At 72.1% G+C, this 26113-nt stretch carries 15 protein-coding genes; 5 read left to right on the forward strand and 10 right to left on the reverse strand.

Annotation, left to right across the window (positions count from 1 at the left end; genetic code table 11):
• Window positions 1-274 precede the first annotated feature (274 nt).
• Entirely contained in the window at window positions 275-922 is a 648-nt protein-coding gene (locus ACU6P3_RS24305; RefSeq protein ID WP_447194101.1) for a TetR/AcrR family transcriptional regulator C-terminal domain-containing protein, read from the forward strand.
• Window positions 923-1209: 287 nt separating this feature from the next.
• On the opposite strand, the gene ACU6P3_RS24310 is transcribed toward ACU6P3_RS24305, so the two are convergent.
• From ACU6P3_RS24310 to ACU6P3_RS24320, 3 genes are all read right to left on the reverse strand, one after another.
• A complete protein-coding gene (locus tag ACU6P3_RS24310) occupies window positions 1210-1950 on the reverse strand; it encodes an SDR family NAD(P)-dependent oxidoreductase (RefSeq protein WP_447194102.1) in 741 nt (246 codons plus the stop codon).
• Window positions 1951-2145: 195 nt separating this feature from the next.
• Entirely contained in the window at window positions 2146-3354 is a 1209-nt protein-coding gene (locus ACU6P3_RS24315) for a cytochrome P450 (RefSeq protein ID WP_447198052.1), read from the reverse strand.
• A 384-nt stretch (window positions 3355-3738) separates the two neighbouring features.
• On the reverse strand, window positions 3739-4008 hold the full coding sequence (locus ACU6P3_RS24320; RefSeq protein WP_447194103.1) for a hypothetical protein: 270 nt from the start codon (window positions 4006-4008) through the stop codon (window positions 3739-3741).
• A 218-nt stretch (window positions 4009-4226) separates the two neighbouring features.
• On the opposite strand from ACU6P3_RS24320, the gene ACU6P3_RS24325 reads away from it, so the two are divergent.
• Window positions 4227-6089 carry a serine/threonine-protein kinase gene (locus tag ACU6P3_RS24325; RefSeq protein WP_447194104.1) on the forward strand — a complete coding sequence of 621 codons (1863 nt, stop codon included), beginning with the start codon at window positions 4227-4229 and terminating at the stop codon, window positions 6087-6089.
• Window positions 6090-6160: 71 nt separating this feature from the next.
• Here ACU6P3_RS24325 and ACU6P3_RS24330 read toward each other — a convergent pair whose 3' ends face one another.
• Both ACU6P3_RS24330 and ACU6P3_RS24335 read right to left on the reverse strand, forming a co-directional pair.
• Entirely contained in the window at window positions 6161-6757 is a 597-nt protein-coding gene (locus ACU6P3_RS24330; protein WP_447194105.1) for a dihydrofolate reductase family protein, read from the reverse strand.
• A 352-nt stretch (window positions 6758-7109) separates the two neighbouring features.
• The gene (locus tag ACU6P3_RS24335; protein WP_344268668.1) at window positions 7110-7487 is read right to left on the reverse strand and encodes a hypothetical protein; all 378 of its coding nucleotides are present in this window, start codon (window positions 7485-7487) and stop codon (window positions 7110-7112) included.
• A gap of 377 nt (window positions 7488-7864) precedes the next feature.
• Between ACU6P3_RS24335 and ACU6P3_RS24340 the strand changes: the two genes are divergently transcribed.
• Complete coding sequence (locus ACU6P3_RS24340) at window positions 7865-9079, forward strand: phospholipase D-like domain-containing protein (RefSeq protein ID WP_447194106.1); 1215 nt, start codon at window positions 7865-7867, stop codon at window positions 9077-9079.
• 111 nt (window positions 9080-9190) lie between these two features.
• Here ACU6P3_RS24340 and ACU6P3_RS24345 read toward each other — a convergent pair whose 3' ends face one another.
• On the reverse strand, window positions 9191-10669 hold the full coding sequence (locus ACU6P3_RS24345) for a glycoside hydrolase family 16 protein (protein WP_447194107.1): 1479 nt from the start codon (window positions 10667-10669) through the stop codon (window positions 9191-9193).
• Between the two features lie 366 nt (window positions 10670-11035).
• On the opposite strand from ACU6P3_RS24345, the gene ACU6P3_RS24350 reads away from it, so the two are divergent.
• Window positions 11036-13321 carry a HelD family protein gene (locus ACU6P3_RS24350; protein ID WP_447194108.1) on the forward strand — a complete coding sequence of 762 codons (2286 nt, stop codon included), beginning with the start codon at window positions 11036-11038 and terminating at the stop codon, window positions 13319-13321.
• Window positions 13322-13535: 214 nt separating this feature from the next.
• Here ACU6P3_RS24350 and glgB read toward each other — a convergent pair whose 3' ends face one another.
• The 4 genes from glgB to ACU6P3_RS24370 all read right to left on the reverse strand — a co-directional run bounded on the left by glgB (window position 13536) and on the right by ACU6P3_RS24370 (window position 22120).
• Complete coding sequence (glgB, locus tag ACU6P3_RS24355) at window positions 13536-16067, reverse strand: 1,4-alpha-glucan branching enzyme (protein ID WP_447198053.1); 2532 nt, start codon at window positions 16065-16067, stop codon at window positions 13536-13538.
• Window positions 16068-16680: 613 nt separating this feature from the next.
• Entirely contained in the window at window positions 16681-18162 is a 1482-nt protein-coding gene (locus tag ACU6P3_RS24360) for a maltokinase N-terminal cap-like domain-containing protein (protein ID WP_447194109.1), read from the reverse strand.
• Between the two features lie 245 nt (window positions 18163-18407).
• The gene (gene treS / locus ACU6P3_RS24365; RefSeq protein ID WP_447194110.1) at window positions 18408-20135 is read right to left on the reverse strand and encodes a maltose alpha-D-glucosyltransferase; all 1728 of its coding nucleotides are present in this window, start codon (window positions 20133-20135) and stop codon (window positions 18408-18410) included.
• Window positions 20132-22120 (reverse strand): alpha-1,4-glucan--maltose-1-phosphate maltosyltransferase, encoded by a 1989-nt coding sequence (locus ACU6P3_RS24370; RefSeq protein WP_447198054.1) that lies wholly within the window; start codon window positions 22118-22120, stop codon window positions 20132-20134. Before ACU6P3_RS24370 ends, treS begins: the two co-directional genes overlap by 4 nt.
• 1015 nt (window positions 22121-23135) lie before the next feature.
• Here ACU6P3_RS24370 and glgP point away from each other — a divergent pair.
• Window positions 23136-25976: an alpha-glucan family phosphorylase gene (gene glgP, locus ACU6P3_RS24375; RefSeq protein WP_447194111.1), complete on the forward strand. Its 2841-nt coding sequence runs from the start codon at window positions 23136-23138 to the stop codon at window positions 25974-25976.
• Window positions 25977-26113 lie beyond the last annotated feature (137 nt).

Here is a 26113-nt window from a genome sequence, read left to right on the forward strand (position 1 = left end):
GCCCCGCCAAGGACCGGCCCGCACGGAGACGCTTCCGTGCGGGCCGGTCCGCGTGATGGCCTGCGCGCGGTCGTCCGCTCCGTCCAGCCGTGACGTCCACCGCCGCCGCGGCCCCGGGCCCCGCCGTCCCCCGCGCTGCCGTCCCCCGCCCTGCCGTCCCGTGCGCGGGCGGATACGTGACCGAGAGCCCCGACAGCCGTTCGGCCGGGGCCCGGTGCATGCGTGACCTCTCTTGGTCGGTGACCAATGATGGCTGTGACAGTAGACTAGGTCAGTGACCAAAAGGCAGTCGACCGCCTCCTCGGGCGCCTCGGCCAAGGCGCGGCTCGACACCGCCACCGTGGTGCGGGCGGCGCTGGAGCTGCTCGACGAGAAGGGGATGGACGCGGTCTCGATGCGCGCCATCGCCGAGCGTCTCGGTGTGCGGATGAACACGGTGCTCTGGCACGCCAAGTCGAAGGCACGCCTGCTGGACCTGATGGCGGACGCGATCGTGGCAGGCGTCTCGCTGGACGACCTGCCCGAGCCGTGCGAGGCGCGGGTGCGCGAACTCGCCCACCGCTACCGGCGTGCCCTGCTGGCCCACCGCGACGGTGCGGCGGTCGTGGCCGGTACGTACGTCGCCGAGCCCGCCACGCTGGGCGCGGCCGAGGAGGTCGTACGGGCGCTGCTCGACGGCGGACTCTCCGAGCGGGAGGCGGCGTGGGCCTGCTTCACCGTCATCTACTTCGTCCTGGGCCTGGTCCAGGAGGAGCAGGCCGCGCCGGAGGCGGGCGGCCACCGGCTGGGCGGGGCGGTGGGGCCGGTGAGCTATCCCGCGCTGAACCGGGTGGTGGGCCACTTCGAGAGCGGAACGTTCGACGAGCGTTTCGACTACGGTCTCTCGCTCATCCTCCGCTCGCTGTTGATGCGGGGCGCCTGACGGCACCGTCGGGCGACGGACCGGCTCCCGCGCCCGGTGTGCCGGCCTTCTAGTGCCCCTCCCGGCACTAGGGCGCGTTTCGAAAGTCCCGCCTGGCTCGCGACGCCTGGCACGCACGCTCGCTGCGTTGTCGGAGTCGTCCAAGTACGTCCGGTCCATCGACGACGCCGATCCTCCGCCTCGCGATCGCACGCACCAGACGCCGCGAGCCCGCCCTACGGGCGGACGGCGCTACTTTCGAAACACGCCCTAGTGCCGCGACGGGGCAAACGTTGCCGGGAGGGGCACTAGAGTCCGCCGGAGACCCGCATGACCGTACCCGTGGTGTACGAGGCGTCCGGCGAGAGCAGCCAGGCCACGGCCCCGGCGATCTCGGTCGGTTCGCCCGCCCGGCCGAGCGGGATGCGGGACGCGACCCGTGCGGGACGGTCCGGGTCACCCATCGCGGCGTGAATCCCGGTGTCGATGACGCCGGGAGCCACCCCGTTGACCCGGACGCCCGCCGGGCCGAGTTCCTTCGCCAGACCGACCGTCAGCGCGTCCGTCGCCGCCTTGGTCGCCGCGTAGTGGACGTACTCCCCGGGGCTGCCCAGCGTCGCGGCGGCCGAGGAGACGTTGACGATCGCGCCCATGCCGAGCGCCGTCATGTCCCGGGCGGCCCGGCGGCAGCAGAACAGATAGCCCAGCAGGTTCACCTCCACGACCCGGCGCAGGTTCTCCGTGGTGGCCTCCGCGAGCCCGCCGAGCGGGCCGGTCACGCCCGCGTTGTTCACCAGCCCCGTCACCGGCCCGAGTTCGGCCGCGGCGGTGGCGAAGAGCCGTTCCACGTCCGCCTCGTCGGAGGTGTCCGCCCGCACCGTGACACAACGCGCCCCCGCCGCCCGTACGGCCGTCGCCGTCTCCTCCGCCGCCGCGCTGTTCGCGATGTGGGCGAGAACGATGTCGTGCCCGTCCGCCGCCAGCCGGCGGCAGGTCGCGGCGCCGATACCCCGGCTGCCGCCCGTGACGACGGTGATGGGCCGTGACATGTGGTTCGTTCCCTTCGACGCCGGGTGCTCGGCGGCCCCGCCCCGCGGGATCTCCGGAATCGCCTGCCGGACCGCGGTGCCGGACCTGCCCAGATCGTAGTCGGCCCGCTGTCCGGCGGGACCATCGGGCCGATCACCCGTACGAGCCCCCGGCCCCGCCCCCGGCCGGCTGCCTGCCGGCTCCCGGCCGGCGTCCTACCAGGCGACCGGCAGCTCGTGCGGGAAGCGCCGGATCGTCTCCGTGTCCCAGCGCACCTCCTCGGCGGGCACCGCGAGCCGCAGCGCGGGGAAGCGGGCCACCAGCCGTCCGATGGTCGTCTCCAGCTCCGCCATGGCGAGGGGGGCGGCGATGCAGCGGTGTCCGCCCCAGCCGAACGTCATGTGCGGGCTCGGCGGCCGGTCCACGTCGATCACGTCCGGGTCGGCGTACCGCTCCGGGTCTCGGTTGGCCGTCAGGTACGAGACGTGCACGAAGTCGCCGGCCTTGATCCGCGCGCCCAGCAGCTCCAGGTCCTCCAGGGCCACCCGCGGGATCCCCACCCCCTTGCGGAAGGGGATGTAACGCAGCAGCTCGTCCAGGACCTGTGTCAGCGTCTCGGGCCTCTCCCGCAGCCGGGCCATCAGCTCGGGGCGGGTCAGCAGCAGGTACGAGATGTTGCTGATCTCGCAGGTCGCCGTGTCGTGCCCGCTCAGCATGAGCGTGAGCGCCATGACGGCCAGCTCCTGGTCGTCGAAGACGTCGTCCCCGTCCTTGGCGGCGGCCAGCGCGCTGAGCAGGTCCTCACCCGGGGCGCGCCGGCGCTCGAGCACCAGCTCGCCGAAGTACTCCCGCAGACTCGCCTTGGCGCCCGCCGCGGCCTTGCGTGCCTCGGGGGCCGTGGCCAGCAGGCGGTGCGCGTAATCCTGCATCAGGGGCCGGTCCTGGGCCGGGATGCCGAGCAGTTCGCAGATCGTGTGCTGGGGCAGCCGGTCCGACAGGTGGTGCACGAGGTCGGCCGGTGCGCCCCGCTCGGCCATCTCGTCGAGGAGCGAGTCCGCGATGGACTCGATGGCGGGCCGCATCCGGTCCACATGCCGCTTGGTGAACGCCTGCGAGGCCAGTCGGCGCAGCCGGGCGCTGCGCGGCGGGTCCATCACGTTGACCGACTCGGGGGAGACGATCGGCTCCGGCGTCAGCCGCGGATAGTCGTGTCCCATGATCCCGGCCCGGCTGAGCCGGTGGTCGGTCGTCACCTGCCGGACCCCCTCGAACCCGGTGACCAGCCAGGCGTCGGCCGTTCCGTAGGGCAGCCGGATGCGAGTGATGGGGCGCTGGGCGAGGTCGGCGAGCACCGGATCGAAGTCCAGCCCCTCGCTGAAATCGAACGGACAGGTCGGGGCGGGTGTTTCGGTGACTTCGGTCATCGCGTACTCCAGGGCGGGCGGGTGAGCGCGCACGTCGACGAGGGGCAGATGCTGAGGGGACAGGTACCCGGGCATACGTACCGCCCTCGATTCCCGTATATGCCGGTCCGTGCGCGAATGGCTACGACTCGTCGGAGATGACGTGGTCGAACCATATGGCCGCCTGGTGGCCCCGCACCGGATCGTCACCCATATGGGCGAATTGAGGCAGAGTCGGCGCGAGCCGCACCGGCACGACTCGGCATCGTGCTGGTTCCGGCCGGAGCGGGACCGGACGGACACGCGTGTGTCCGATCAGCCCCCTGACGCAACACACCACACCAAAGGCACGGGCGGCGACACCCGGCCGGGCGCCGCCGCGACGTTCCGACGGGCTGTCCGCGCTCAGACCTTGACGTACAGGCTGACGTAGTCGCCGACCTTGCCCGCTTCGACCTCGCAGGTGTAACTGCGCCACTTCTTCGCCTTGACGCCGTTCGCTCCGAAGTCCTGGCACAGGCTGTATGCCTTCTTGACGGCCGCGGAGTCGGTGAACGGGCCCCAGGACCTCGCGGGCCCGGCGGCGAAGGCGGCGGGCGCGGCGGCGGCGATGCCCGCCGTGCCGATCGCGGCGAGCGCGGTGATGCTTGTGGCTGTCCGCTTCCAACGTGTCATGCTTCCCCCTGCGGTTGGCGTGTGACAGCGGAGACGCGGTACCGGGCCGGAGCAGTTCCGGACGACGGCGCGTGATTCGCGCGAGTTCTCCGGCTCCGGGCCGTACGTGTCGAAAGCCGCGCCGCCGCGCACCTCGCCGACGCCATGGCCGTGCCCGCACCGAGCTTCGGTAGGCTCAGCGACCTAAGCGGCGAATAAAGAAAAACTCGGGGGAGACCATGACGGAACATCAGCGGGAACCGCTGCGCGCCGACGGAGGGGGCGCCTCGGCCGGGGATTCGGAGGTGTTCCAGCCACTGGGCGAGGACGATCCCCGTACCGTGGCCGGGTACGTGCTCAGTGCCCGGCTCGGCGCCGGTGGCATGGGGAAGGTGTATCTCTCCTACACGCCCGGCGGGCGCCCGGTGGCGATCAAGGTGATCCGCCCGGAGTTCGCCGAGGACGCGGAATTCCGCCGCCGGTTCCAGCGGGAGGTGCGGGCCGCCCAGCGCGTGCAGGGCCTCTACACCGCGCCCGTGATCGACAGCGACACCGAGGGCCCGCACCCCTGGCTGGCCACCGCCTACGTACCGGGGCCCTCCCTGCACGCGGCGGTCGAGGCGCACGGCGCGATGCCGGTGGCGAGCGTTCTCCTGCTCGTGGCCGGGATCGCCGAGGCGTTGCAGGTCATCCATGGCGCGGGCATCGTCCACCGTGACCTCAAGCCCTCCAACGTGCTGCTCGCGGCCGACGGCCCGCGCGTCATCGACTTCGGTATCGCACGGGCCGCCGACACCACCGCGCTCACCGGTACGGGCGCCAGTATCGGTACCCCGTCCTTCATGTCGCCCGAGCAGGCGACGGGCGCGAACTGCACCGAGGCGACCGATGTGTTCGCGCTCGGCCAGATCGCGGTCTTCGCCGCGACGGGCGCCGCCGCCTTCGGCGACGGGCCCTCGCACGGGGTGCTCTACCGGATCGTGCACGAGGACCCGGACCTGTCCCGGCTGCCGGACGAACTGCGCGAGATCGTCACCGGGTGCCTCAGCAAGGACGTGACGCTGCGGCCGTCCCCCGCCAGGATCATCGAATGGTGCGGCCGGGCGTCCCAGGATCCGGCGCTGCGCCGTCCGGACGGCTGGCTGCCGTCCTCCTACGCCGCCGACCTCACCCAGGCCGCGGCCCCGACCCCGCCGCCGCAGCCGGTTCATCCGCCGACGCGGGCGGCGGCCCCGACCCCGCCGCCCGCTTATCCCCAGACGCAGACGGCCGGGCCGGCGAACACCCCCCGCCCACCGGCGGTTCATCCGCCGACCCAGCCCGTACCCGCGCAGCCGGTAGCTCCCCGGCCAGCACATCCGCAGTCCGCGCGTCCCGCTGTGGCGGGCGGTCACACCTACCCGTCGGCCGCCGGGTATCCGGCGCCCGGTGCCTTCCCGGGGTACCCGGGGACGGTGCCGCCCCAGCCCTCCCGCAAGCGGAACCGTGCCGGGCTGATCGTCGCGGCGGTGGCCGTCGGCGCGCTCATCGGCGGCGGCGCCTACGCAGCCGGGCAGTACGGTGCCGACAACGGCTCGGAGAGCGCGAAGGACAGTGGGCGGGGCGGCGCGTCGCAGCCCGGCGGGACGGCTTCCGGGGAGGCTTCGGGAGCGGCTTCGGACGCTGGTGACTCCGGCGGAAAGCCCAAGGCTCCGGCGGATCCGAAGGGGGCCGTGTACAAGAACCTCAGCATTCCCGAGGGCTACTCGGTGACCTTCGCGGACGAGCCGCCGCGCCCGGAGGACGTTGACGTGAACTACGAAGGGGACTTCGGGTACTCGATCGACCTCTTCGAGGATGAGACGGTCGCCACCAACAGGTCCGACAACACCATGGCGCTGCTGGACTCCGGTGAGCCGGGTTCCCTGGCCGGCTGCCGCGCCAACACCCGGTACACCACGGCCATCCCGCGGGAAACCCTCAGCAAGGGGTCCCGGATCTGCGTGAAAACCGGCTCGGGGCACTACGGCCTGGTCACCGTGCGCGAGTTCGCGCCGAAGGAGTCACCGAGCCGGTTCGTCAGCGTGGACCTCACCGTATGGCGCAACGCCGCCGCCTCCTGAGCGGCCGAGTGGCGGCGGGCGTTCCCACGGGCCCGGCCGGCTCCGTCCGGCCGGTGCCCGCGGGGCGGCTGCTACCCGGCGGCCGCCGGCCGGTAGATGCACACGTTCGCGCCCGTGTCACTGGTGGTCGTGGAGACCAGCTCCAGCGTGCGCAGCGTGGCGTCGTCGGGCCAGATCGTCTTGCCGCCGCCGAGCAGCACCGGCATGACCACGAGCCGGAGCTCGTCCACCAGACCCTCGCGCAGGAGGGTGCGGACGAGCGTGGGACTGCCCATGACCACCAGGTCGCCGCCTTGGGTCCCGCGCAGTTCCCGGATACGGGCGACGGCTTCGGCGCCGGGGACGCGCGTGGTGTTGTTCCACGTCAGCTCGTCGTCGCCGAGGGTGGTGGACACCACGTACTTCGGGATCGCGTTCATCCGGTCGGCGAACGGGTCACCGGCCCGCTCCGGCCAGGCGGCGGCCATCGTCTGCCAGGTGCGGCGCCCGAACAGCAACGCCTCGGCGTCGGCGAGCGCGCCGTCGAACGCGCCGCCCACCACCTCCGGTTCGAAGAAGGCGTGAGACCAGCCACCGTGCGCGAATCCGCCGTCGGTGTCCTCGTCGGGCCCGCCGGGTGCCTGCACGGCACCGTCCAGGCTGATGAACTCGGTGATCAGGATGCGCATGGGAACGGCTCCTCTTGCTCGCGCTGCTCGCGCTGCTCGGCGGTTACGGCAAGGGAGACTGTCATACGGGTCGGACATCATCGGTCAAGCCGCGGCCGCCTCGATCCGGTGCGGGCGCGGGGCGGCGGCCCGGCCGGTGATCGGGCCGGTGGCGGGCGCCGCCATCACCCCATGACCTCATGGTGCGGACGCGCGAAACCCGCCACCGGAAACGGCGCCGCCGACGCGCGGTCGCGCCGACGACGCCGCCGTTCAGGCAGGCCCGATGGGAGCAATCGAGCCCGGATCCTTCCCGCGTCGCCGGATTGTCGTCACTAGTGCCGCGACGGGGCAAACGTTGCCGGGAGGGGCACTAGCACCGCGGAGTTACCGGGTCGTCCTTGACGAGCGAGGCGCGAATGTACCTGTCCGGCCCCTGACCGGAGATACGGAACCACTTGATCTTGTCCCGGATCACATGGCAGTCCAGGTTGACGAACTCCTGGTCGAAGATGATTCCCCACTGCTCGCCGTCGCGGGTGGGGGTCTTGCGGACGATCGCGTTCGGCCCCTTCTTGATCTGGGCCCTGACCGCTGCCGTGTGCTCGTCCGGCTGTGGCGCCGAGACGGTACGGGGGGCGTCGGAGGCCGGTTCGGCCGTGGCCGAGGTGGCCGCCACGACTCCGCCGCTCGCGACCGCGAATGCCGTGACGACGGCGAATGCCCTGGCCTTGTTCCGCAGTTCGTACATTGTTCCCTCTCTCTTCTGGGCGGGGAAAATGTTCTTCTCCTTTATCCCGGGTCGAGTGGTGCGAAATCCAGAGAGATCGGGTGTTCTCACCCGTGCGGGTACTCAATGGCGCCTTCATGTCAGGGCGTTGTCGCTTGGCGGACGTTCACGCTCGAATTAAAAAATGGTGGCGGCAATGTAAATAGGATTGGGGAACGTTCAGTTCAATGGTGGAGGCCGTGGTCCTGTGCCCCGTCGCGTCGCCTGTAGAGAGCGCCGCCCCGGCCCCCTGCCCCCGGCACTCCCGGGGCGGTAGGGTCACGGGCGGAAAAGGGCATGTTCACAGCTCAATCGACGCTCTGGGGGGAGACGCGGTGTTCTCGCGCGTACGTGCTCGTATGACCGCTTTGGGATCGGCTCTGGTGCTTGCCGCCGTCGGGCTCGGGGCCACCGGCCCGGTGGCCCGGGCCTCGGCCGCTGATGTACCGCCGATGGGGACCGTCTTCAACGATCCGACCTCGGCGGACGCGGCCCGGCAGAACGCGATCCGTGACCGGGTCCGCGATCTGATCGCCGCCGCCGACGAAGGGTCCACCATCCGCATGGGGCTGTACCACCTGTGGGACAACACGGTCGCCCAGGACCTCGTGGCCGCGCACCGGGACCGCTCCGTCAAGGTGCAGGTGGTCCTGGACGAGTCGACGGTCAGCGCCGACGTCGCGAACCCGGCCGTCTCGTACAACACCCTCAAGGCCGCGCTCGGCACCGACATCTCGGCGTCGTCGTACGTGAGGCTGTGCGCCGCCGGACGGTCCTGTCTCGGTTCGGCGGGCGGCGGCATCAACCACAACAAGTTCCTGCTCTTCAGCAGCGTCGGCGGCGGCGCGGCCCGGCAGGTCGTCCTCCAGACGTCCTCCAACCTCACCCCGTCCAACTACGCGCGCTACTGGAACAGCGCCGTCGTCGTCGCCGGGAACGCCGCGCTCCACTCCGCGTACAGCGACTACTTCGTCAAGCTCGGCAGGCAGGACCGGGCCAACTGGTCGTACACGTACGCCAACGCCGGCGACTACAAGGTCTACTTCTTCCCGCGCGCCGGTACGACGGACGCCAGCGACACGGTCGTGAACACGCTGGACAACGTGGGCTGTACGTGGACGGACTCGGCCGGCTCGCACCGTACGGTGATCCGCGCCGCCATGCTCAAGGTCACCCGGCAGGGCGTGGCCGACGCGCTGCGCGCCAAGGCGGCCGAGGGGTGCGCGGTCGATCTCGTCTACAGCGAGACCGACAGCGGGACCTGGAACGCCCTGCACGGGCAGAGCCGCCTGACCGTCCGCTGCTACCAGCACGACCACGACGCGGACAAGGACACGCCCAACCGGATCGTCCACTCCAAGAACATGATGATCGACGGCATGTACGCGGGGGAGCGGTCGAAGCTCGTGTTCACCGGCAGCCACAACTGGAGCGGGCCCGCACTGCGCGACAACGACGAGGCGATGCTGCGCGTGACCACACCGTCCGTGTACGACGCGTTCCTGGCGAACTTCACCCAGGTGCGGGCGGCGGCCAGTCCCGGCACGGCGGACGACGTCGCCGCGTGCCGCTGACCGGCGCTCCCGACGGCGGCGGGCCCGAGCCGCCGCACCGGGCGAGGGCCGGTACGGCCAGTACGGGCGGAGACGTCCCGTACCGGCCGGACCGGCCCGTCGGTCCGGCCGTCAGCCGAACGGGATGCGCACCACCGACTGGTTGCCGATGCCCAGTGTGCTCGCGCCGTTGCCGATCGCGTTCCACACCTCCACCCGCACCTTGCCGTTCACCAGGTCACCCTGCGACCCGGTGGCCGACGCCTGCCCGCTCGCCTGCGTGTAGTGCTCGTATCCGGGTTCGGGGTCGGTGGCGAAGTACCGGTACGTCTCCGTGCGGTCCCACGTGCCGTCGCCCGTACGGTCGTAACTCACCCGGACCTGCTGTCCGTTGCCCACGGTCCTGCCCGCGTCCACGAAGAGGTCGAACTGCGTCGCGCCGCCGTTGTACTTCCGGGTGATCGGGCCCGAGGTGAAGACCTGCGGGTTGTGCGCCGTACCGTCGTAGTTCCCGCCGCCCGCCGAGGCCAGGGAGGCCGTCGACGCCGAGCCGGTGGAGTCGCCCAGGCCGCCTCCGGCGCGCGCGTACAGCTGCGAGGACCCGGACGGCGGCGGGTCGGTCGGCGGGGGCTCGGACGTGCCGCCGCGCGACCACACGGCCACGTAGTCGACCAGCATCGGACGGCCGGGCACGGTCTCGGCCGTCGGGGTCTGGCCGCCCAGCGCGTTGGGGAAGGCACCGCCGACCGCCACGTTGAGGATGATGAAGTAGCCGGCGTGGTCCGTCATGTTCGCCCAGCTCGCGGCGTCCATCTGGTTCTGCCGTACGGTGTGGAAGAGCTGGTCGTCCACGTACCAGCGCAGCTCGTTCGGGGTGGCCGCGCGGTCCCACTCGAAGCGGTAGGTGTGGAACGCGGACTGGCAGCTCGCCCCCGGGCAGGCGCGGCTGGCGCCGAGGCCGGTGGACTCGTTGCAGGGGCCGCCCGGGCTCACCCCGCAGTGCAGGACGCCCCATACGGAATTGATGCCGTTGACATTCTCCATGATGTCGAATTCACCGATGCCGGGCCAGTTCCAGTAATTGCCCCGGTACGGTGAGCCGAGCGCCCAGAAAGCGGGCCAGTAGCCGAGCGCGGCGTTCCCCGTCACATTCGGCATCTGGATACGGCTCTCGATGCGCAGGGTGCCGCCGGCCGGGGGCTTGAAGTTCGAGCGCTGCGTCTCGATCCGGCCCGAGGTCCAATTGCCCGCGCCGTCCCTGAGCGGGGTGATACGGAGATTCCCGTTGCCGTCGAGGCTCAGGTTGTCGGGGTTGGCGGTGTAGCTCTGGACCTCGCCGGTGCCCCAGTTCGCGGGACCGCCGGGGTAGCTGTGGCCGGTGTCCGTGATCCAGTTGGCGGCGGAGGGCGGGGTGCGGTCCGCGCCGTTGAAGTCGTCGCTCCATTGCAGGGTCCAGCCGGGAGCCGGCGGTACGGCGCCGCGCGCGGTTCCCGCGCCCGTCACGCCGACGAAGCCGGCCAGGGCCACGGTCAGGGCGAGCAGGGTGGCGAGGACCGGTGTGCGCGCGGTACGGCGGGACGGCCGGACGGGCCAGGTGGGGGTCGATCTCAAGGAAACACCTCCGGTGCGGTGCGGATGGTGCCGAGGGGACGAGAGGTCTCGTGTCCGAGGCCCCACGTCTCTGAGAGCGCTCTCAGAGCGCGTCAGTACGTCTTGTAGCGGGGGCCGGTGCCGCCCGTCAATGGCGCCGTGCCGCAGAGGGGACCCTCGCGCGCCCACGGCCCGCCCGGGTGCACGGTTTCACGCGGCGCCGATCACACAAAACAACCCCGGTCCGAATTGACGGCCGGGGTTCTTCCCTGCGTATATTGGATGGTTGCCGCACGCCTTTCGCGTGAAACCAGGACCAAATCGCTCTGAGCAGCGTATCGAACAGGGGCTGAATTGTCAAACGAGGAATTGCGGGAAGCGCGGGAATTGCGACACGAACAGCAATTCGTCTCGGTCCTCTACGAGCGCCTCGACGCACTCCGCGAGCAGGCCGAGGCCGCGGTCGAGGTGTCGGCCGGCCAGGTCAGTACCGTGCGGCAGGCACGCGTCGAGCGGGACATCAGCGTCGCCGAGCACTCCGGACGGCTGGCCACGCTCAACGCCGTGGAATCCGGGCTCTGTTTCGGCCGGATCGTGTCCGCGGACGGCGTCAGCCACCACATCGGGCGCCTCGGAATGCGCCGCGACGACCAGGAGCGCACCCCGCTGCTGATCGACTGGCGGGCCCCCGTGGCACGCCCCTTCTACCTCGCCACCGGCTACACCCCGATGGGGCTGCGCAGGCGTCGCCACATCACCACCCGGGGGCGCGAGGTCACCGCGCTGCACGACGAGATCATGGATCTCGCCGACACCACCCGCACCGGCTTCGAGGACCCCGACGGCGACGCGGTGCTGCTCTCCGCCCTGAACTCCGCGCGTACGGGCCGGATGAGCGACATCGTGCAGACCATCCAGGCGGAACAGGACCGCGTCATCCGGGCCCCGTACCGCGGCGTCCTGGTCGTGGAGGGCGGCCCCGGCACCGGCAAGACCGCCGTCGCGCTGCACCGGGCGGCCTACCTGCTCTACGCGCACCGCGAGCAACTCGCCCGCCGCGCCGTGCTGATCGTCGGGCCGAACCCCGCCTTCCTCGGCTACATCGGCGAGGTGCTGCCCTCGCTCGGCGAGACCGGGGTGCTGCTGGCGACGGTGGGCGAGCTGTTCCCCGGCGTACGGGCCACCGGTACGGACACCCCGCGCGCCGCCGAGATCAAGGGCCGCGCCGAGATGGCGCGGGTGCTGGCCGGGGAACTGGCCGACCGGCAGACCCTGCCCGATCCCGTCCTGGAGATCGCGCACGAGGACCACGGCACGCTCGTGCTCGACCGCGCCACGGCCGAGGAGGCCCGGCGGCGCGCCCGGGACACCGGACTGCCGCACAACCTCGCCCGCCCCGCCTTCGCCTTCCGGATCATCGACGCCCTCACCGAGCAGCTCGCGGACCGGATCGGCGCCGACCCGCTCGGCGGGCCCAATCTCCTCGACCCCACGGACATCGCCCAGCTCGGCAAGGAGATCGCGGGCAGCCCCGAGGTGCAGGCCGCGATCGACGCGCTGTGGCCGAGCCTGACCGCACAGGAACTCGTGGCCGGCTTCCTCGAGGACCCGGCCCGGCTGGACCCGGAGGACGCCGCCGCCGTACGCCGTCCCGCGCCCCGCACCGGGGCGGACGCCAGGGTCGACTGGACCCCCGCCGACGTGCCGCTGCTGGACGAGGCGGCCGAACTGCTCGGCGAGGACGACAGTGCCGCCCGGGCCGCGGCCGCCCGGGAGCGGCAGGAGCGGATCGAGTACGCCCAGGGCGTGCTGGAGCTGTCCTACGGCTCCCGCACCCAGGAGTTCGAGGACAGGGAGGACGAGGACTCGGAGGTCCTGGCCGCGCACGACATCATCGACGCCGAGCGGTTCGCGGACCGGCACGAGGAGATCGACACCCGCAGCGCCGCCGAACGCGCCGCCGCCGACCGCACCTGGGCCTTCGGCCATATCGTCGTGGACGAGGCACAGGAGTTGTCCGCGATGGCCTGGCGGCTGCTGATGCGCCGCTCGCCGAGCCGGTCCATGACCCTCGTCGGGGACCCGGCGCAGACCGGCGACGCGGCCGGCTGCGACACCTGGGAGGAGATCCTCCGGCCGTACGCGGGGGAGCGCTGGGAGCTGACCAAGCTGGGCGTCAACTACCGTACGCCCGCCGAGATCATGGCGGTCGCGGCCGAGGTGCGGCGACTGGCCGAGCCGGGCTTCGAGCCGCCCCGGTCCGTGCGCTCGACCGGCGCGCACCCGGTGGTCCGCGCCGTCCCCCGGTCCGAACTCGTCCACGCGGCAGCGGAGCTGACCTCTGATCAGGTGAAGGAACAGGCGGCCGAGGGGCGCGAGGGCCGGCTCGCGGTGATCGCGCCGGAGGGCCTGCTGCCCGCGCTGGCGGCCGAACTGCCCGACGCCTCCTGGGGCCGCACGCCCGACCTCACCCGGCGGGTCGTCCTGCTGGACGCGCGGCAGGCGAAGGGCCTGGAGTTCGACACCGTCGTGGTCGTGGACCCGGAAGGCATCCTGGACGGCTCGCCCCGCGGGATCAACGACCTGTACGTGGCACTGACCCGGGCCACCCAGCGGCTGGGGATCGTCCGGGACCGCGACGTGCCGCCCCGGCCGGCGTCCCTGGCGCCGTAGACCGTGTGTGAGAACGCCGCCCCGCCCCGGCGCACCGGTCGACGGAAATTCCGCTTTCGGGACATTCCGCTCGCGGGGAGGAGCGGGGGCCGATTCCGCACCTGGGCCCGTCGGCGAGCGGAACCGACGGGGCCCAAGTGCGGACTGATGGTACGTCAGTGCGGACGCGGGGGGTCGCCGGCGGGCCGGCGCCGGCGCCGACGGGCCGGCGCCGTCAGGACACCGGCCGCAGCCACACCGTCGCCAGCGGCGGCAGCGTCAGCCGGATGCTCGCCGGCCGGCCGTGCGCGCCCACCGACTCCGGCTTCAGCGCCTCGTCGTTGAGCACGTCGCCGCCGCCGTACCGCGCCGCGTCCGTGTTGAGGACCTCCGCCCACGCCGCGAACTCCTCCGGCACCCCGAGCCGGTACTGGTGGCGCACCACCGGCGAGAAGTGCGAGACCGCCAGCAGGGGCGCGCCCTCGGCGTCGTAGCGCAGGAACGCGAAGACGTTGTCCTCGCTCGCGTCGCCGGCCACCCACGCGAAGCCCTCCGGCGCGGTGTCCCGCTGCCACAGCGCGGGCGTGGCCGCGTAGGCCGCGTTCAGGTCGCGGACCAGGTCGCGCACGCCCCGGTGGTCGGCCTCGGCCTCGTACGACGGGTCCAGCAGCCACCAGTCGGGGCCGTGCCCCTCGGACCACTCCGCCCCCTGGGCGAACTCCTGCCCCATGAAGAGCAGTTGCTTGCCGGGGTGGGCCCACATGAAGCCCAGATAGGCCCGCTCGTTGGCGCGCTGCTGCCACCAGTCGCCGGGCATCTTGGAGACGAGCGAGCGCTTGCCGTGCACGACCTCGTCGTGCGAGATGGGCAGGACGTAGTTCTCGCTGTAGGCGTAGACCATGGAGAAGGTCATCTCGCCGTGGTGGTACTTGCGGTGCACCGGCTCCTTGGAGACGTACTCCAGAGAGTCGTGCATCCAGCCCATGTTCCACTTGAGCCCGAAGCCGAGGCCGCCGAAGCCGTCGGGGCCCACGTGGTGGGTGGCGCGGGTGACCCCGTTCCAGGCGGTGGACTCCTCCGCGATGGTGACCACACCGGGGCAGCGGCGGTAGACGGTCGCGTTCATCTCCTGGAGGAAGGCCACGGCGTCCAGGTTCTCCCGGCCGCCGCGCTCGTTGGGCACCCACTGGCCCTCCTGGCGCGAGTAGTCCAGGTAGAGCATCGAGGCGACCGCGTCCACCCGGAGCCCGTCCACATGGAACTCCTCGCACCAGTACACGGCGTTGGCCACCAGGAAGTTGCGCACCTCGGGGCGGCCGTAGTCGAACTCCAGCGTGCCCCAGTCCGGGTGCTCCGCCCGCCGGGGGTCGCTGTGCTCGTACAGCGGCGGCCCGTCGAACCGCGCCAGCGCCCACTCGTCCTTCGGGAAGTGCGCGGGGACCCAGTCGACCAGCACGCCGATGCCCGCCCGGTGCAGCGCGTCCACCAGGTACCGGAAGTCGTCCGGGGTGCCCATCCGGGAGGTCGGCGCGTAGAAGCCGGTGACCTGGTATCCCCATGAGCCGCCGAACGGGTGCTCCGCGACCGGCATCAGCTCCACATGGGTGAAGCCCAGGTCCTTGACGTACGCGGGAAGCTGGGCGGCGAGCTGGCGGTAGGTCAGGCCGGGCCGCCAGGACCCGAGGTGGACCTCGTACACGGAGAACGGCGCCTCGTGCGCGGGCCGCCGGGTCCGCCCGGCCATCCACTCGTCGTCGTGCCAGACGTGGTGGGACTCCGTGACGACGGACGCGGTCGCGGGCGGCACCTCCGTGTGCCGGGCCATCGGGTCGGCGCGCAGCGTGTGGCTGCCGTCGGGACGGGTGATGTCGTACTTGTAGAGCGCGCCCTCACCGACCCCCGGGACGAACAGCTCCCACACCCCGGTCGAACCCAGCGAGCGCATCGGCAGGGCGGTGCTGTCCCAGTACGTGAAGTCCCCGGCGATCCGCACGCCCAGCGCGTTGGGCGCCCACACCGTGAACCGGGTGCCCGTGACGCCCTGGTGGGCCATCGGCCGGGCGCCGAGCGCCTTCCACAGCTCCTCGTGCCGGCCCTCCCCGATCAGGTGCAGGTCCAGCTCGCCGAGTGCGGGCAGGAAGCGGTAGGGGTCGTGCACCTCCAGCTCGTCCCGTTCCCCGGCGGGCGCGTCGTCGTCGCCGTAGCGGACGAGGAGGGTGTAGTCCGGCACGTCGCGCAACGGCAGGACCCCGGAGAAGAAGCCGTCCCCCTCGTCGTTGAGCAGGGCCCGCGTGTGCGGCTGCCGGACGACGACGGTCACGGCCCGCGCGTACGGCCGCAGCGTCCGGACGAGCACACCGCCCGGCACGGGGCGCGCCCCCAGCAGCGCGTGCGGGTCGTGGTGTGCTCCGGACAGCAGGCGCCGCCGGTCGCCGTCGGCCAGCGGGGCCGCCGCTCGTACCGCTCGTACGGGGCGGCCGGCCGAAGCGGAGGCGGACGCCGGTGCCGGCGTCGCCGCCGCGGGTGCCGGTGCGGCGACCGGTGCCGGTGCCTTGCGGGGCCCGGGCGTGCCGGAGGCCGCTCTCGTGCCGGTCGCGGCGGTCGTAGCGGAGGCGGCGGTGGCCGGGCCCGTGCCCGAGGCGGCGCGGACGGGCGCGGGCGCGGACGCCTTCGTGCTCTTCGAGCGGGCCCGGGCCGGGGCCTTGTCGGGGGTGTTGGGAGCCTTCTTCGACGCCCTGGACGCGCTCTTCGTGGCGCTCTTCGGCATGGTTTTCGGCGTGGTCTTCTTCGGCGGCTTCGGCGGCTTGGCCGCGGGCTTGCTCTCGGCGGCCGGTGCGGGCATCGGTCCCGGGACGGAGTCACGGGGTGTGCCGGGCTCGGACGGGCGGTCCGACGGCTGGTCGGACGGCGGGCGGGCGGTCACGGGGTGCTGCCTCCTCGGCGGGCTTCACTGCGGGGCGGTCGGAGCGGGGCCGGTGAGGGCCGGACGGTACGGGGGGCGGGGGCGGTGCGGTCGGGCTGACGGGCGGGGCCGGTTACGGGCCGGGCGTGGGCCCGGCGTACGTCCCGGTCGTGCCCGTCCGCCGGGGGCACGGCGGGACGGTTGCGGCGGACGGAACCCGGCCGCCGGTCCCCGGGTTCCGCCACCGGGGCCCGTCGCTCCGGGACGGGCCCCAGGGCGTAACGCACGTACCGCCCGACGGTGGCGGTCCGACCGGCCAACCGTGGTGATCCGTCCCTCCGACGGTGGGGGAGCGGCACGGTCGCGTCGCGCCGGAGCACACGCCGGGCGGACCGCCCGCGTACGCGACCGCGGTGGGCCCCGACGTCCGTCGTGTGCACGACCACCGTGGCCGCCGCCGCGACTCCCGGACACCGGATCAGGCACCACCGGCCAGCCGGCTGATCGCCGCCATCGGCACCGGCAGCCAGTCGGGCCGGTGCCGCGCCTCGTACAGCACCTCGTACACCGCCTTGTCCGTCTCGTAGGCCCGCAGCAGCTCCGGTTCGGCGCGCGGATCGGTGCCCGAGGCCGCCGCGTACCCCTCGCAGTACGCCGCCCGGCAGCGCGCCGCCCACTCCGGGCGCCACGGCTGGTGCGAACGCGCCGCGTAGTCGAACGACCGGAGCATGCCCGCCACATCGCGGACCGGCGGCTGCGGGCGCCGTCGCTCGGCGAGCGGTCTGGCCGGTTCGCCCTCGAAGTCGATGACCGACCACTCGCCGTCCGGGGTGCGCAGGGCCTGGCCGAGGTGCAGATCGCCGTGCACGCGCTGGGCCGGCCTGCCGCGGCCCGCCTCGTCGAGCCCGGCGACCGCGGTGAACGCGGTGCGCAGCCCGGGGACGTACGGTTTGAGCGCGGGCACCGCGCGGGCCACCGCGTCCAGGCGCTCGGCCATGCCGCCCGCCAGTTGCGCGGTCTGCCGGCGGCCCAGGGTGACGGTGGGCAGGGCGGTGGCGAGCGCGGTGTGCACCTCGGCGGTGGCCCGCCCCAGCGCGTACGCCTCGTCGGTGAACTCCCGGCCCAGCGCCAGCGCCGCCAGGGCCAGTCGCCAGCCGTCCTGGGACCCGCGCAGGAACGGCTGGAGGACCCCGAGCGTGAGGGTGTCCCCGCTGCCCGAGGGGGCGGCCGCCTCGAACCAGCCGACCGGGGCCGGTACCCGCCCGCAGCCCTCGGCGGCCAGCGCCAGCGGCAGCTCCAGGTCCGGGTGCGGGCCGGGGAGGACCCGGCGGAGGATCTTGAGGATGTACTCCTCCCCGTACACCAGCGAGGAGTTGGACTGCTCGGCGCCCAGCGGTCGGCCGGGGAGTCCCGCGGACACGGTGCCCGAGCCCTCGAAGCGCAGCGGACCCAGTGTGCCGGGTGTGCGCAATCGTTCCAGCAGGAGGTCCGCGAGGCGTGGGTCGTACAGCGCCTCGTACAGCGTGCGGCCGGTCAGCGGGCCCTGGGTGACGTGTCCGATCAGCGCGGGCGCGAGCCGGGGCGGGAGCGCCTTGCGCACGCCCAACAGGAGTTGGTAGCAGTCGCCCGCGGGATCGGGGGCGGGGGTGGAGGAGGGGATCGGGGGCGGGACGGCGGGCGGCGGCCCGGCGGGCCCGCGCTGTTCGACGCGCACGAGCAGATGCAGCAGCCCCGGACCGCCCGTGTCCGACGGCAGCAGCTCGGTGACCGCCACCGGGGCGAATCCGGTGACGGGGCGGCCCTTGCCCGCGAACCAGCGCCGGCCGGGCAGCCAGTCACGCAGTAACGGGGCGATCGAGCCGACCAGCACCCTCGCGTCGTGGGGCGGGAGGGAGGCGGGTACGGCGGGTGAGGCGGTGACGGGACGCGGCGTGATCCGGGTGGATGCAGCCTTCGACATGGCCTCGCGTCCTTTCCCCGGGCACACCACAGGATGCGCAGAGTGTCCCGGATTGCGGCAATGGCTGTCCGGCTGTGCGGGACGTGTCGGGTGAGGATGATCCGTACGGATCTTTTTCGTACGAATGAGTGCGCGGGTGATCGAGCAGATCCGTGTGAATCGAACCGATGTCGGGGAGAGTGCCCCGTTCGAGGCATGGAAAACGCCTCGAACAGGGCCCACAGGTCAACTCCGTGTAACGCCCGTCATCCGAGAGGGGTCATGTCTCTCCTGAGCCGGAACCAGTAGAAGCCGTGTCCCGCGAGCGTCAGCAGATACGGCCACTCCCCGATGGCCGGGAAGCGCACGCCGCCGATCAGCTCCACCGGATGGCGTCCGCTGAACTCCCGCAGGTCCAGCTCCGTCGGCTGCGCGAAGCGCGAGAAGTTGTGCACGCACAGCACCACGTCGTCACCGTCGCCCTGCGGGGAGGGCGCCTCGCGCAGGAAGGCGAGCACGGCCGGGTTGGACGAGGGCAGTTCGGTGTACGAGCCGAGTCCGAAGGCCGGGTTCTGTTTGCGGATCTCGATCATCCGCCGGGTCCAGTGCAGCAGCGAGGACGGCGAGGCCATCGCCGCTTCCACGTTGGTGACCTGGTAGCCGTAGACCGGGTCCATGATGGTCGGCAGGTAGAGCCGGCCGGGGTCGCTGGAGGAGAAGCCCGCGTTCCGGTCCGGCGTCCACTGCATGGGCGTGCGCACGGCGTCCCGGTCGCCCAGCCAGATGTTGTCGCCCATCCCGATCTCGTCCCCGTAGTACAGGATCGGGGAGCCGGGCAGCGACAGCAGCAGGGCGGTGAACAGCTCGATCTGGTTGCGGTCGTTGTCCAGCAGCGGGGCGAGCCGGCGCCGGATGCCGATGTTGGCGCGCATGCGCGGGTCCTTGGCGTACTCCGCGTACATGTAGTCGCGCTCTTCGTCCGTGACCATCTCCAGCGTCAACTCGTCGTGGTTGCGCAGGAAGATGCCCCATTGGCAGCCCGTGGGGATGGCCGGGGTCTTGGCCAGGATCTCCGAGACCGGGTAGCGGGACTCGCGCCGCACCGCCATGAAGATGCGCGGCATGACGGGGAAGTGGAACGCCATGTGGCACTCGTCGCCGCCCGAGGCGTAGTCGCCGAAGTAGTCGACCACGTCCTCCGGCCACTGGTTGGCCTCGGCGAGGATCACCGTGTCGGGGTAGTTGGCGTCGATCTCCTTGCGTACCCGCTTGAGGAACTCGTGGGTGGCGGGCAGGTTCTCGCAGTTGGTGTTCTCCTGCTGGTACAGGTACGGCACGGCGTCCAGCCGGAAGCCGTCGATGCCGAGGTCCAGCCAGAAGCGGAGCGCGGAGACGATCTCCTCCTGCACCGCCGGGTTCTCGTAGTTGAGGTCCGGCTGGTGGGAGAAGAAGCGGTGCCAGAAGTACTGCTTGCGGACCGGGTCGAAGGTCCAGTTCGAGCTCTCCGTGTCGACGAAGATGACGCGCGCGTCCTGGTACTGCTTGTCGTCGTCGGCCCAGACGTAGTAGTCGCCGTACGGTCCGTCGGGGTCCTCGCGGGACGCCTGGAACCACTCGTGCTGGTCGCTCGTGTGGTTCATGACGAAGTCGATGATGACGCGCATACCGCGCTGGTGCGCGGCGTCGACGAACTCGACGAAGTCGGCGAGGTCCCCGAACTCGGGCAGCACCGCCGTGTAGTCGGACACGTCGTAACCGCCGTCGCGCAGGGGCGACTTGAAGAACGGGGGGAGCCAGAGGCAGTCGACCCCCAGCCACTGGAGGTAGTCGAGCTTGGCCGTCAGACCCTTGAGGTCGCCGACGCCGTCTCCGTTGCTGTCCTGGAACGAGCGCACCAGGACCTCGTAGAAGACGGCCCGCTTGAACCAGTCGGGATCGCGGTCCTTGGCCGGGGTGTCCTCGAACGTGTCGTGGACGGGCTCATTGACGATCATGATGTGGGTGACCCTCCGATCGGCGGGGACGGTCGCAGCACCAGGATGTGCGCGGGCGTGACACCCGGCTCGAGGCGCACATAGTTGGCACTGCCCCAGTGATAGGTCTCGCCGGTGAGCTCATCGCGCACCGTGACGGTCTCGTCCGGTCCGAGGCCGAGCCGTTGCATGTCCAACGAGAGCGTCGTCTCCTGGGTGTGGTGGGGGTCGAGGTTCACGACCGCCAGAACGATGTCCGTGCCCGACCGTTTGCTGTACGCGATGACCGCGTCGTTGTCGGCGTGGTGGAAATGGATGTCGCGCAGCTGCTGCAGGGCGGGGTGCCGTCGTCTGATCCGGTTGAGCGTGGTGATCAACGGGGCGATCGAGCGGCCTTCACGCTCGGCCGCCGCCCAGTCCCGGGGGCGCAGCTGGTATTTCTCGGAGTCAACGTACTCCTCGCTCCCGGCTTTCGCGGGTACGTTCTCGCAGAGTTCGTATCCCGCGTACACTCCCCACGCCGGTGACATCGTGGCGGCCAGTACGGCCCTCACCTCGAATGCGGGGCGCCCTCCTTCCTGGAGATAGGCGTGCAGGATGTCCGGCGTGTTCACGAAGAAGTTCGGCCGCACGCAGGCCGCCGACTCGCCGGCCAGTTCCGTCAGGTACTCGGTCAGTTCGTGTTTGGTGTTCCGCCAGGTGAAGTACGTGTACGACTGCTGGAAGCCGATCGCGCCGAGCGTGTGCATCATGGCCGGCCGGGTGAATGCCTCGGCCAGGAAGACGACATCGGGATCGGTTCGGTTGATGTGCGCGATGACCTTCTCCCAGAAGACCACCGGCTTGGTGTGCGGATTGTCGACGCGGAAGATCCGTACCCCGTGGGACATCCAGTAACGAAGAATTCTTGTCGTCTCGCGAACGATTCCGCGCATATCGCGATCGAAAGCGATCGGATAGATGTCCTGGTATTTCTTCGGGGGATTCTCCGCGTACGCGATGGAGCCGTCGGCCCGATGATGGAACCAGTCGGGACGCCGGGTGACCCAGGGGTGGTCGGGTGAGCACTGGAGCGCGAAGTCGAGGGCGACCTCCATGCGCAGGGTGCGCGCCGTCGCCACGAAGTGGTCGAAGTCCTCGATGGTGCCGAGGTCCGGGTGGATCGCGTCGTGGCCGCCGTCGGTCGAACCGATCGCCCAGGGCACGCCGACGTCGTGCGGACCCGGTGTCAGCGAGTTGTTGGGGCCTTTGCGATGGGTGGTGCCGATGGGGTGGATCGGTGGCAGATACACGACGTCGAAACCCATGGCGGCCACGGCGGGCAGCCGCTTGGCCGCCGTCCGGAACGTGCCGCTGACCGGCGGTTCGCCCTGCCTGACCACGGCGCCCTCGGAGCGCGGGAACAGCTCGTACCAGGAGCCGTACAGCGCGCGCCGGCGCTCGACCAGCAGGGGAGCGGGGCGCGAGGCGGTCACCAGCTCGCGCAGCGGGTGCCGGGCGAGCGCCGCGTCGGCGTCGGGGGCGAACGCGGCCGCCAGCCGGTCCGCGGCGGTCAGCGAGGTGTCGCGCAGCCGGTCGGCGGCGGCCAGCACGGCCTCCCGCCCGTCGTTCTTGGGGACGCCCGCCGCGGCCCGTTCGTACAGCTCGGCTCCCTCGGTGAGCACCAGCTCCGGTTCGATGTCCGCGGGGATCTTGACGCGGGCGGCGCGCCGCCAGGTGGTGACCGGATCGCTCCATGCCTCGACGGTGAAGCTCCAACGGCCCTCCTCGGTGGGGGTGACCTCGGCGCCCCAGCGGTCCGTGCCGGGAGCCAGTTCGCGCATGGGGGTCCGGGGGCCGGGTCGGCCGGCCGGGTCCACAAGGACGACGTCGGCCGCGACGGCGTCGTGGCCCTCACGGAAGACGGTCGCGGTGACCTGGAAGGTCTCACCGCTCACCGCCTTCGCGGGGCGTCTGCCGCCGTCGACCGACGGGCGTACGTCCAGGACGGGAATGCGACCAATCAGTGGTTTCACTGGATCACCTGACGAGGGTGGTACGGGCATGACAGATGGGCCGGGCGAGGCAGACGTGGCAGATGTGGCAGGCCCGCCGGGGGAAGCGGAGGCGGCAGGCGTGAGGGGTGTTGCGGTGATGGCAGGCGTGGCAGGCGTGGCGAGCAGAGCGGGGCCGGTGGGGGATCGGGCTGGGCACGGGTGGCAGGCCGAGCGGAATCGGCCCGCGGACCGGCTCCGGTGTGATGGCCGGGTGTTCTTTGTAGCTGCTCGGTAGACGACTGGGAGGCTGCGGGCATGGCCGCTCCTGTCCGCGTTCACTCGAATAGCGGTGGAATTGTGTGGTGACGCGCTCGTATGCCGTACACACGAATCGCGTCGTCGTGTCGCGTGCTCTCGTGCGCTGTCGCCGTGCGGGGCGTTGTCGTGCGTCGTGCGGGGCGTTGCCGTGCGTCGTGCCGTCGCGCGAGGGGTCGCGCGTGGTGTGTTCGCGCGCCGGTCCGGTGCCGTGTGCGCCGTGCATATGAGCCCTGGGCGTGCCGTGCGGCAGTGCCGTGCGGGTGTGCGGCACGAGCCGTGCGTGTGCGCCTGAGCGTGCTGTGCGCCGTGCGTACCGGAGGAGCCTTCCCACTCTGTTCGGGTGGGCAATCCGGCGGTTTGTTAACTACTAGGACGTAATGATGATCACCCGGTAACTGCTCCGGGGGACCGTGGGCCGAGCCGTGGGCACGGGGCCGAACGCGACCCACTGCTGTGTCGGTTGCCCCGGAAGGGCGCGAAGACCCGGGGGTGAGTGCGCGAATGCGCCGTGTTTGCGCAGGGCGGGGTGAGGCTAACGTCGGACAGACGGCGGGCGCACAACGGGGTGCGCTCCCGCGCTCGTATGCGTGCCCGTGCCCGCACCCGCACCCGTGCCCGCGCTTGTGCTTGTGCTCGTGTCCGGGGCGCGTCCGTGTGGCCCCGCTCGATTCATATGTCCCGCTCATATGTCCGCTGCGACTCGTATGTCCTTGCGAAGGTGGAACACGTGAAGGCAATTCGTCGGTTCACCGTCCGCCCCGTCCTGCCGGCACCCCTCCAACCGCTCAGCGACCTCGCCCGTAACCTGCGCTGGTCCTGGCACACGGAGACCCGTGACCTGTTCGAGTCGGTCGACCCGGCCGGCTGGCGGGCGGCCGACGGGGATCCGGTGCGGTTGCTCGGCGGTGTGTCCGCCGCCCGGCTCGCCGAACTGGCCGCGGACCGCCGTTTCCTGGAGAGACTGGCCACGGCGGCGGCCGGGCTCGACACCTACCTGCGCGGCGACCGCTGGTACCAGCGGCGCGACGGCGAGGGCGGGGAGCTGCCGGCGGCGGTCGCCTACTTCTCTCCCGAGTTCGGGGTCACGGCGGCCCTGCCGCAGTACTCCGGCGGGCTCGGCATCCTCGCCGGTGACCATCTCAAGGCCGCCAGCGACCTCGGCGTTCCGCTCATCGGCGTCGGACTGCTCTACCGGCACGGATACTTCCGCCAGTCCCTTTCGCGCGACGGCTGGCAGCAGGAGCAGTACCCGGTCCTCGATCCGGACGAACTGCCGCTGACGCTGCTGCGCGAACACGGCGGCGCTCCGGCGCAGGTGGTGCTGGCCCTGCCCGGCGGCCGGTCGCTGCGCGCGTGCGTCTGGCAGGCGCGGGTCGGACGGGTGCCGCTGCTGATGCTCGACTCGGACGTCGAGGAGAACGGGCCGGGTGAGCGGGACGTGACCGACCGGCTCTACGGCGGCGCCAGTGAACACCGGCTGCTCCAGGAGATGCTGCTGGGCATCGGCGGGGTGCGGGCGGTACGGGCGTACTGCCGGCTGACCGGCCACCCGGCGCCCGAGGTGTTCCACACCAACGAGGGGCACGCGGGGTTCCTGGGCCTCGAGCGCATCCGGGAGCTGGTGACCGGCGGAACCGCCGGGGGCGGCGCGGGTGCCGGAGGTGGTACGGGGACTACCCGGGCTACGACGCCCACCGGGGCGGAGGACGGGCGCGGCGGTTCCGGTACGGCCCCGGCCGCCGGACTGGGCTTCGATGCCGCGCTGGAGGCGGTCAGGGCCGGGACGGTCTTCACCACGCACACGCCCGTGCCCGCCGGGATCGACCGCTTCGACCGCGCGCTGGTGGCCCGGCACTTCGGGGACGACGGCGAACTGCCCGGCGTGGACGTGGACCGGGTGCTCGGCCTCGGCCTGGAGACCCAGCCCGGCGGCGACCCGAGGCTGTTCAACATGGCCGTGATGGGAATGCGGCTCGCCCAGCGGGCCAACGGTGTCTCCACGCTGCACGGCGCGGTGAGCCGGCGGATGTTCGCCGGGCTCTGGCCGGGCTTCGACCCGGAGGAGGTGCCCATCACCTCCGTGACCAACGGGGTGCACGCGCCGACGTGGGTGGCACCGGAGATCGCGGCACTGGGCACGCGTGGTGACGGGACGGCGCTGGGCAGGCACGGCGACGGGGCGGCCGGGGCGCCTCGGGCGGCGGAGGGCGGACCCGCGGACGCCCCGGAAGCGCCGGGCCCCGGGCCGACGGACGCGCTCGCCCGGGTCCCCGACGCCGAGATCTGGAACGTACGCCGCGAGCTGCGGGCCCGACTGGTCGCCGAGGTACGGGAGCGCCTGCGCGCGTCCTGGCGGCTGCGCGGCGCACAGGACGCCGAACTGGGCTGGATCGACGGCGTACTGGACCCCGACGTCCTCACCATCGGCTTCGCCCGCCGGGTCCCCTCGTACAAACGGCTCACGCTGATGCTGCGCGACCGGAGCCGCCTGATGGACCTGCTGCTGCACCCCGACCGGCCGGTCCAGATCGTCGTCGCCGGCAAGGCGCACCCGGCGGACGACGGCGGCAAACGGCTGGTCCAGGAACTGGTGCGGTTCGCCGACGACGCCCGGGTGCGGCACCGCATCGTCTTCCTCCCCGACTACGGCATGGGCATGGCGCAGAAGCTCTACCCGGGGTGTGACGTGTGGCTGAACAACCCGCTGCGCCCCCTGGAGGCGTGCGGCACGAGCGGCATGAAGGCCGCGCTCAACGGGTGTCTCAACCTGTCGGTGCTGGACGGCTGGTGGGACGAGTGGTTCGAGCCGGACTTCGGCTGGGCCATCCCCACCGCCGAGGGCCTCTCCACCGACGAGAACCGCCGGGACGACCTGGAGGCCGGCGCGCTCTACGAGTTGATCGAGGACCGGGTCGCACCCCGCTTCTATGACCGCGACGAGACGGGACTGCCCGGCCGCTGGATCGAGATGGTGCGCCGTACCCTCACCACTCTGGGGCCGAAGGTCCTGGCGGGACGCATGGTGCGCGAGTATGTGGAGCGGCTGTACACTCCCGCCGCCCGCGCCCACCGGGCGCTGGACGCCGGCACGGCCGCGGAGCTGGCCGCCTGGAAGTACCGTACGCGCACGCTCTGGCCGCGTGTCTCGGTCGACCACGTCGAGGCGGTGGCGGCCGGCACACCCGGTGGCGGGCCCGGCGGCTGCGGTGGTTCGTCCGGTGGCGCGGCGGGCGGGGCCGAGCTGGGCTCCACGCTCTCGCTGCGGGTCAGCGTGGGCCTCGGTGAACTGCGCCCGGAGGACGTGGAGGTGCAGGCCGTCGCGGGCCGGGTGGGCTCGGACGACGCGCTCGCGGAGGCCCGCACGTTCCCCCTCAAACCGGCCGCCGGGCCCGACATGGAGGGTCGCTGGGTGTACGAGGGCCCGCTCGCGCTGGACCGCACGGGCCCGTACGGCTACACGGTCCGGGTGCTGCCCACGCACCCCCTGCTCGCGACGGGGGCGGATCTGGGCCTGGTGACACTGCCGACGGAGGCGACGGGGGAGGGCGCGGGCGTCCTGCTGAGGTGAGGGGGCGCGGCCTCGAAGCCGTGCCGTGAGCGCCGGCGGCCGCCGGGCCCGTGGTGAGCGCGCGGTGCGGCGCGCTCGACCACGGGGCTTCCGTCAGGGACGGGGAGACGGCGCGACCGCGTGTCGCCGCGCCGTCC

Source organism: Streptomyces hebeiensis, from assembly GCF_052983195.1.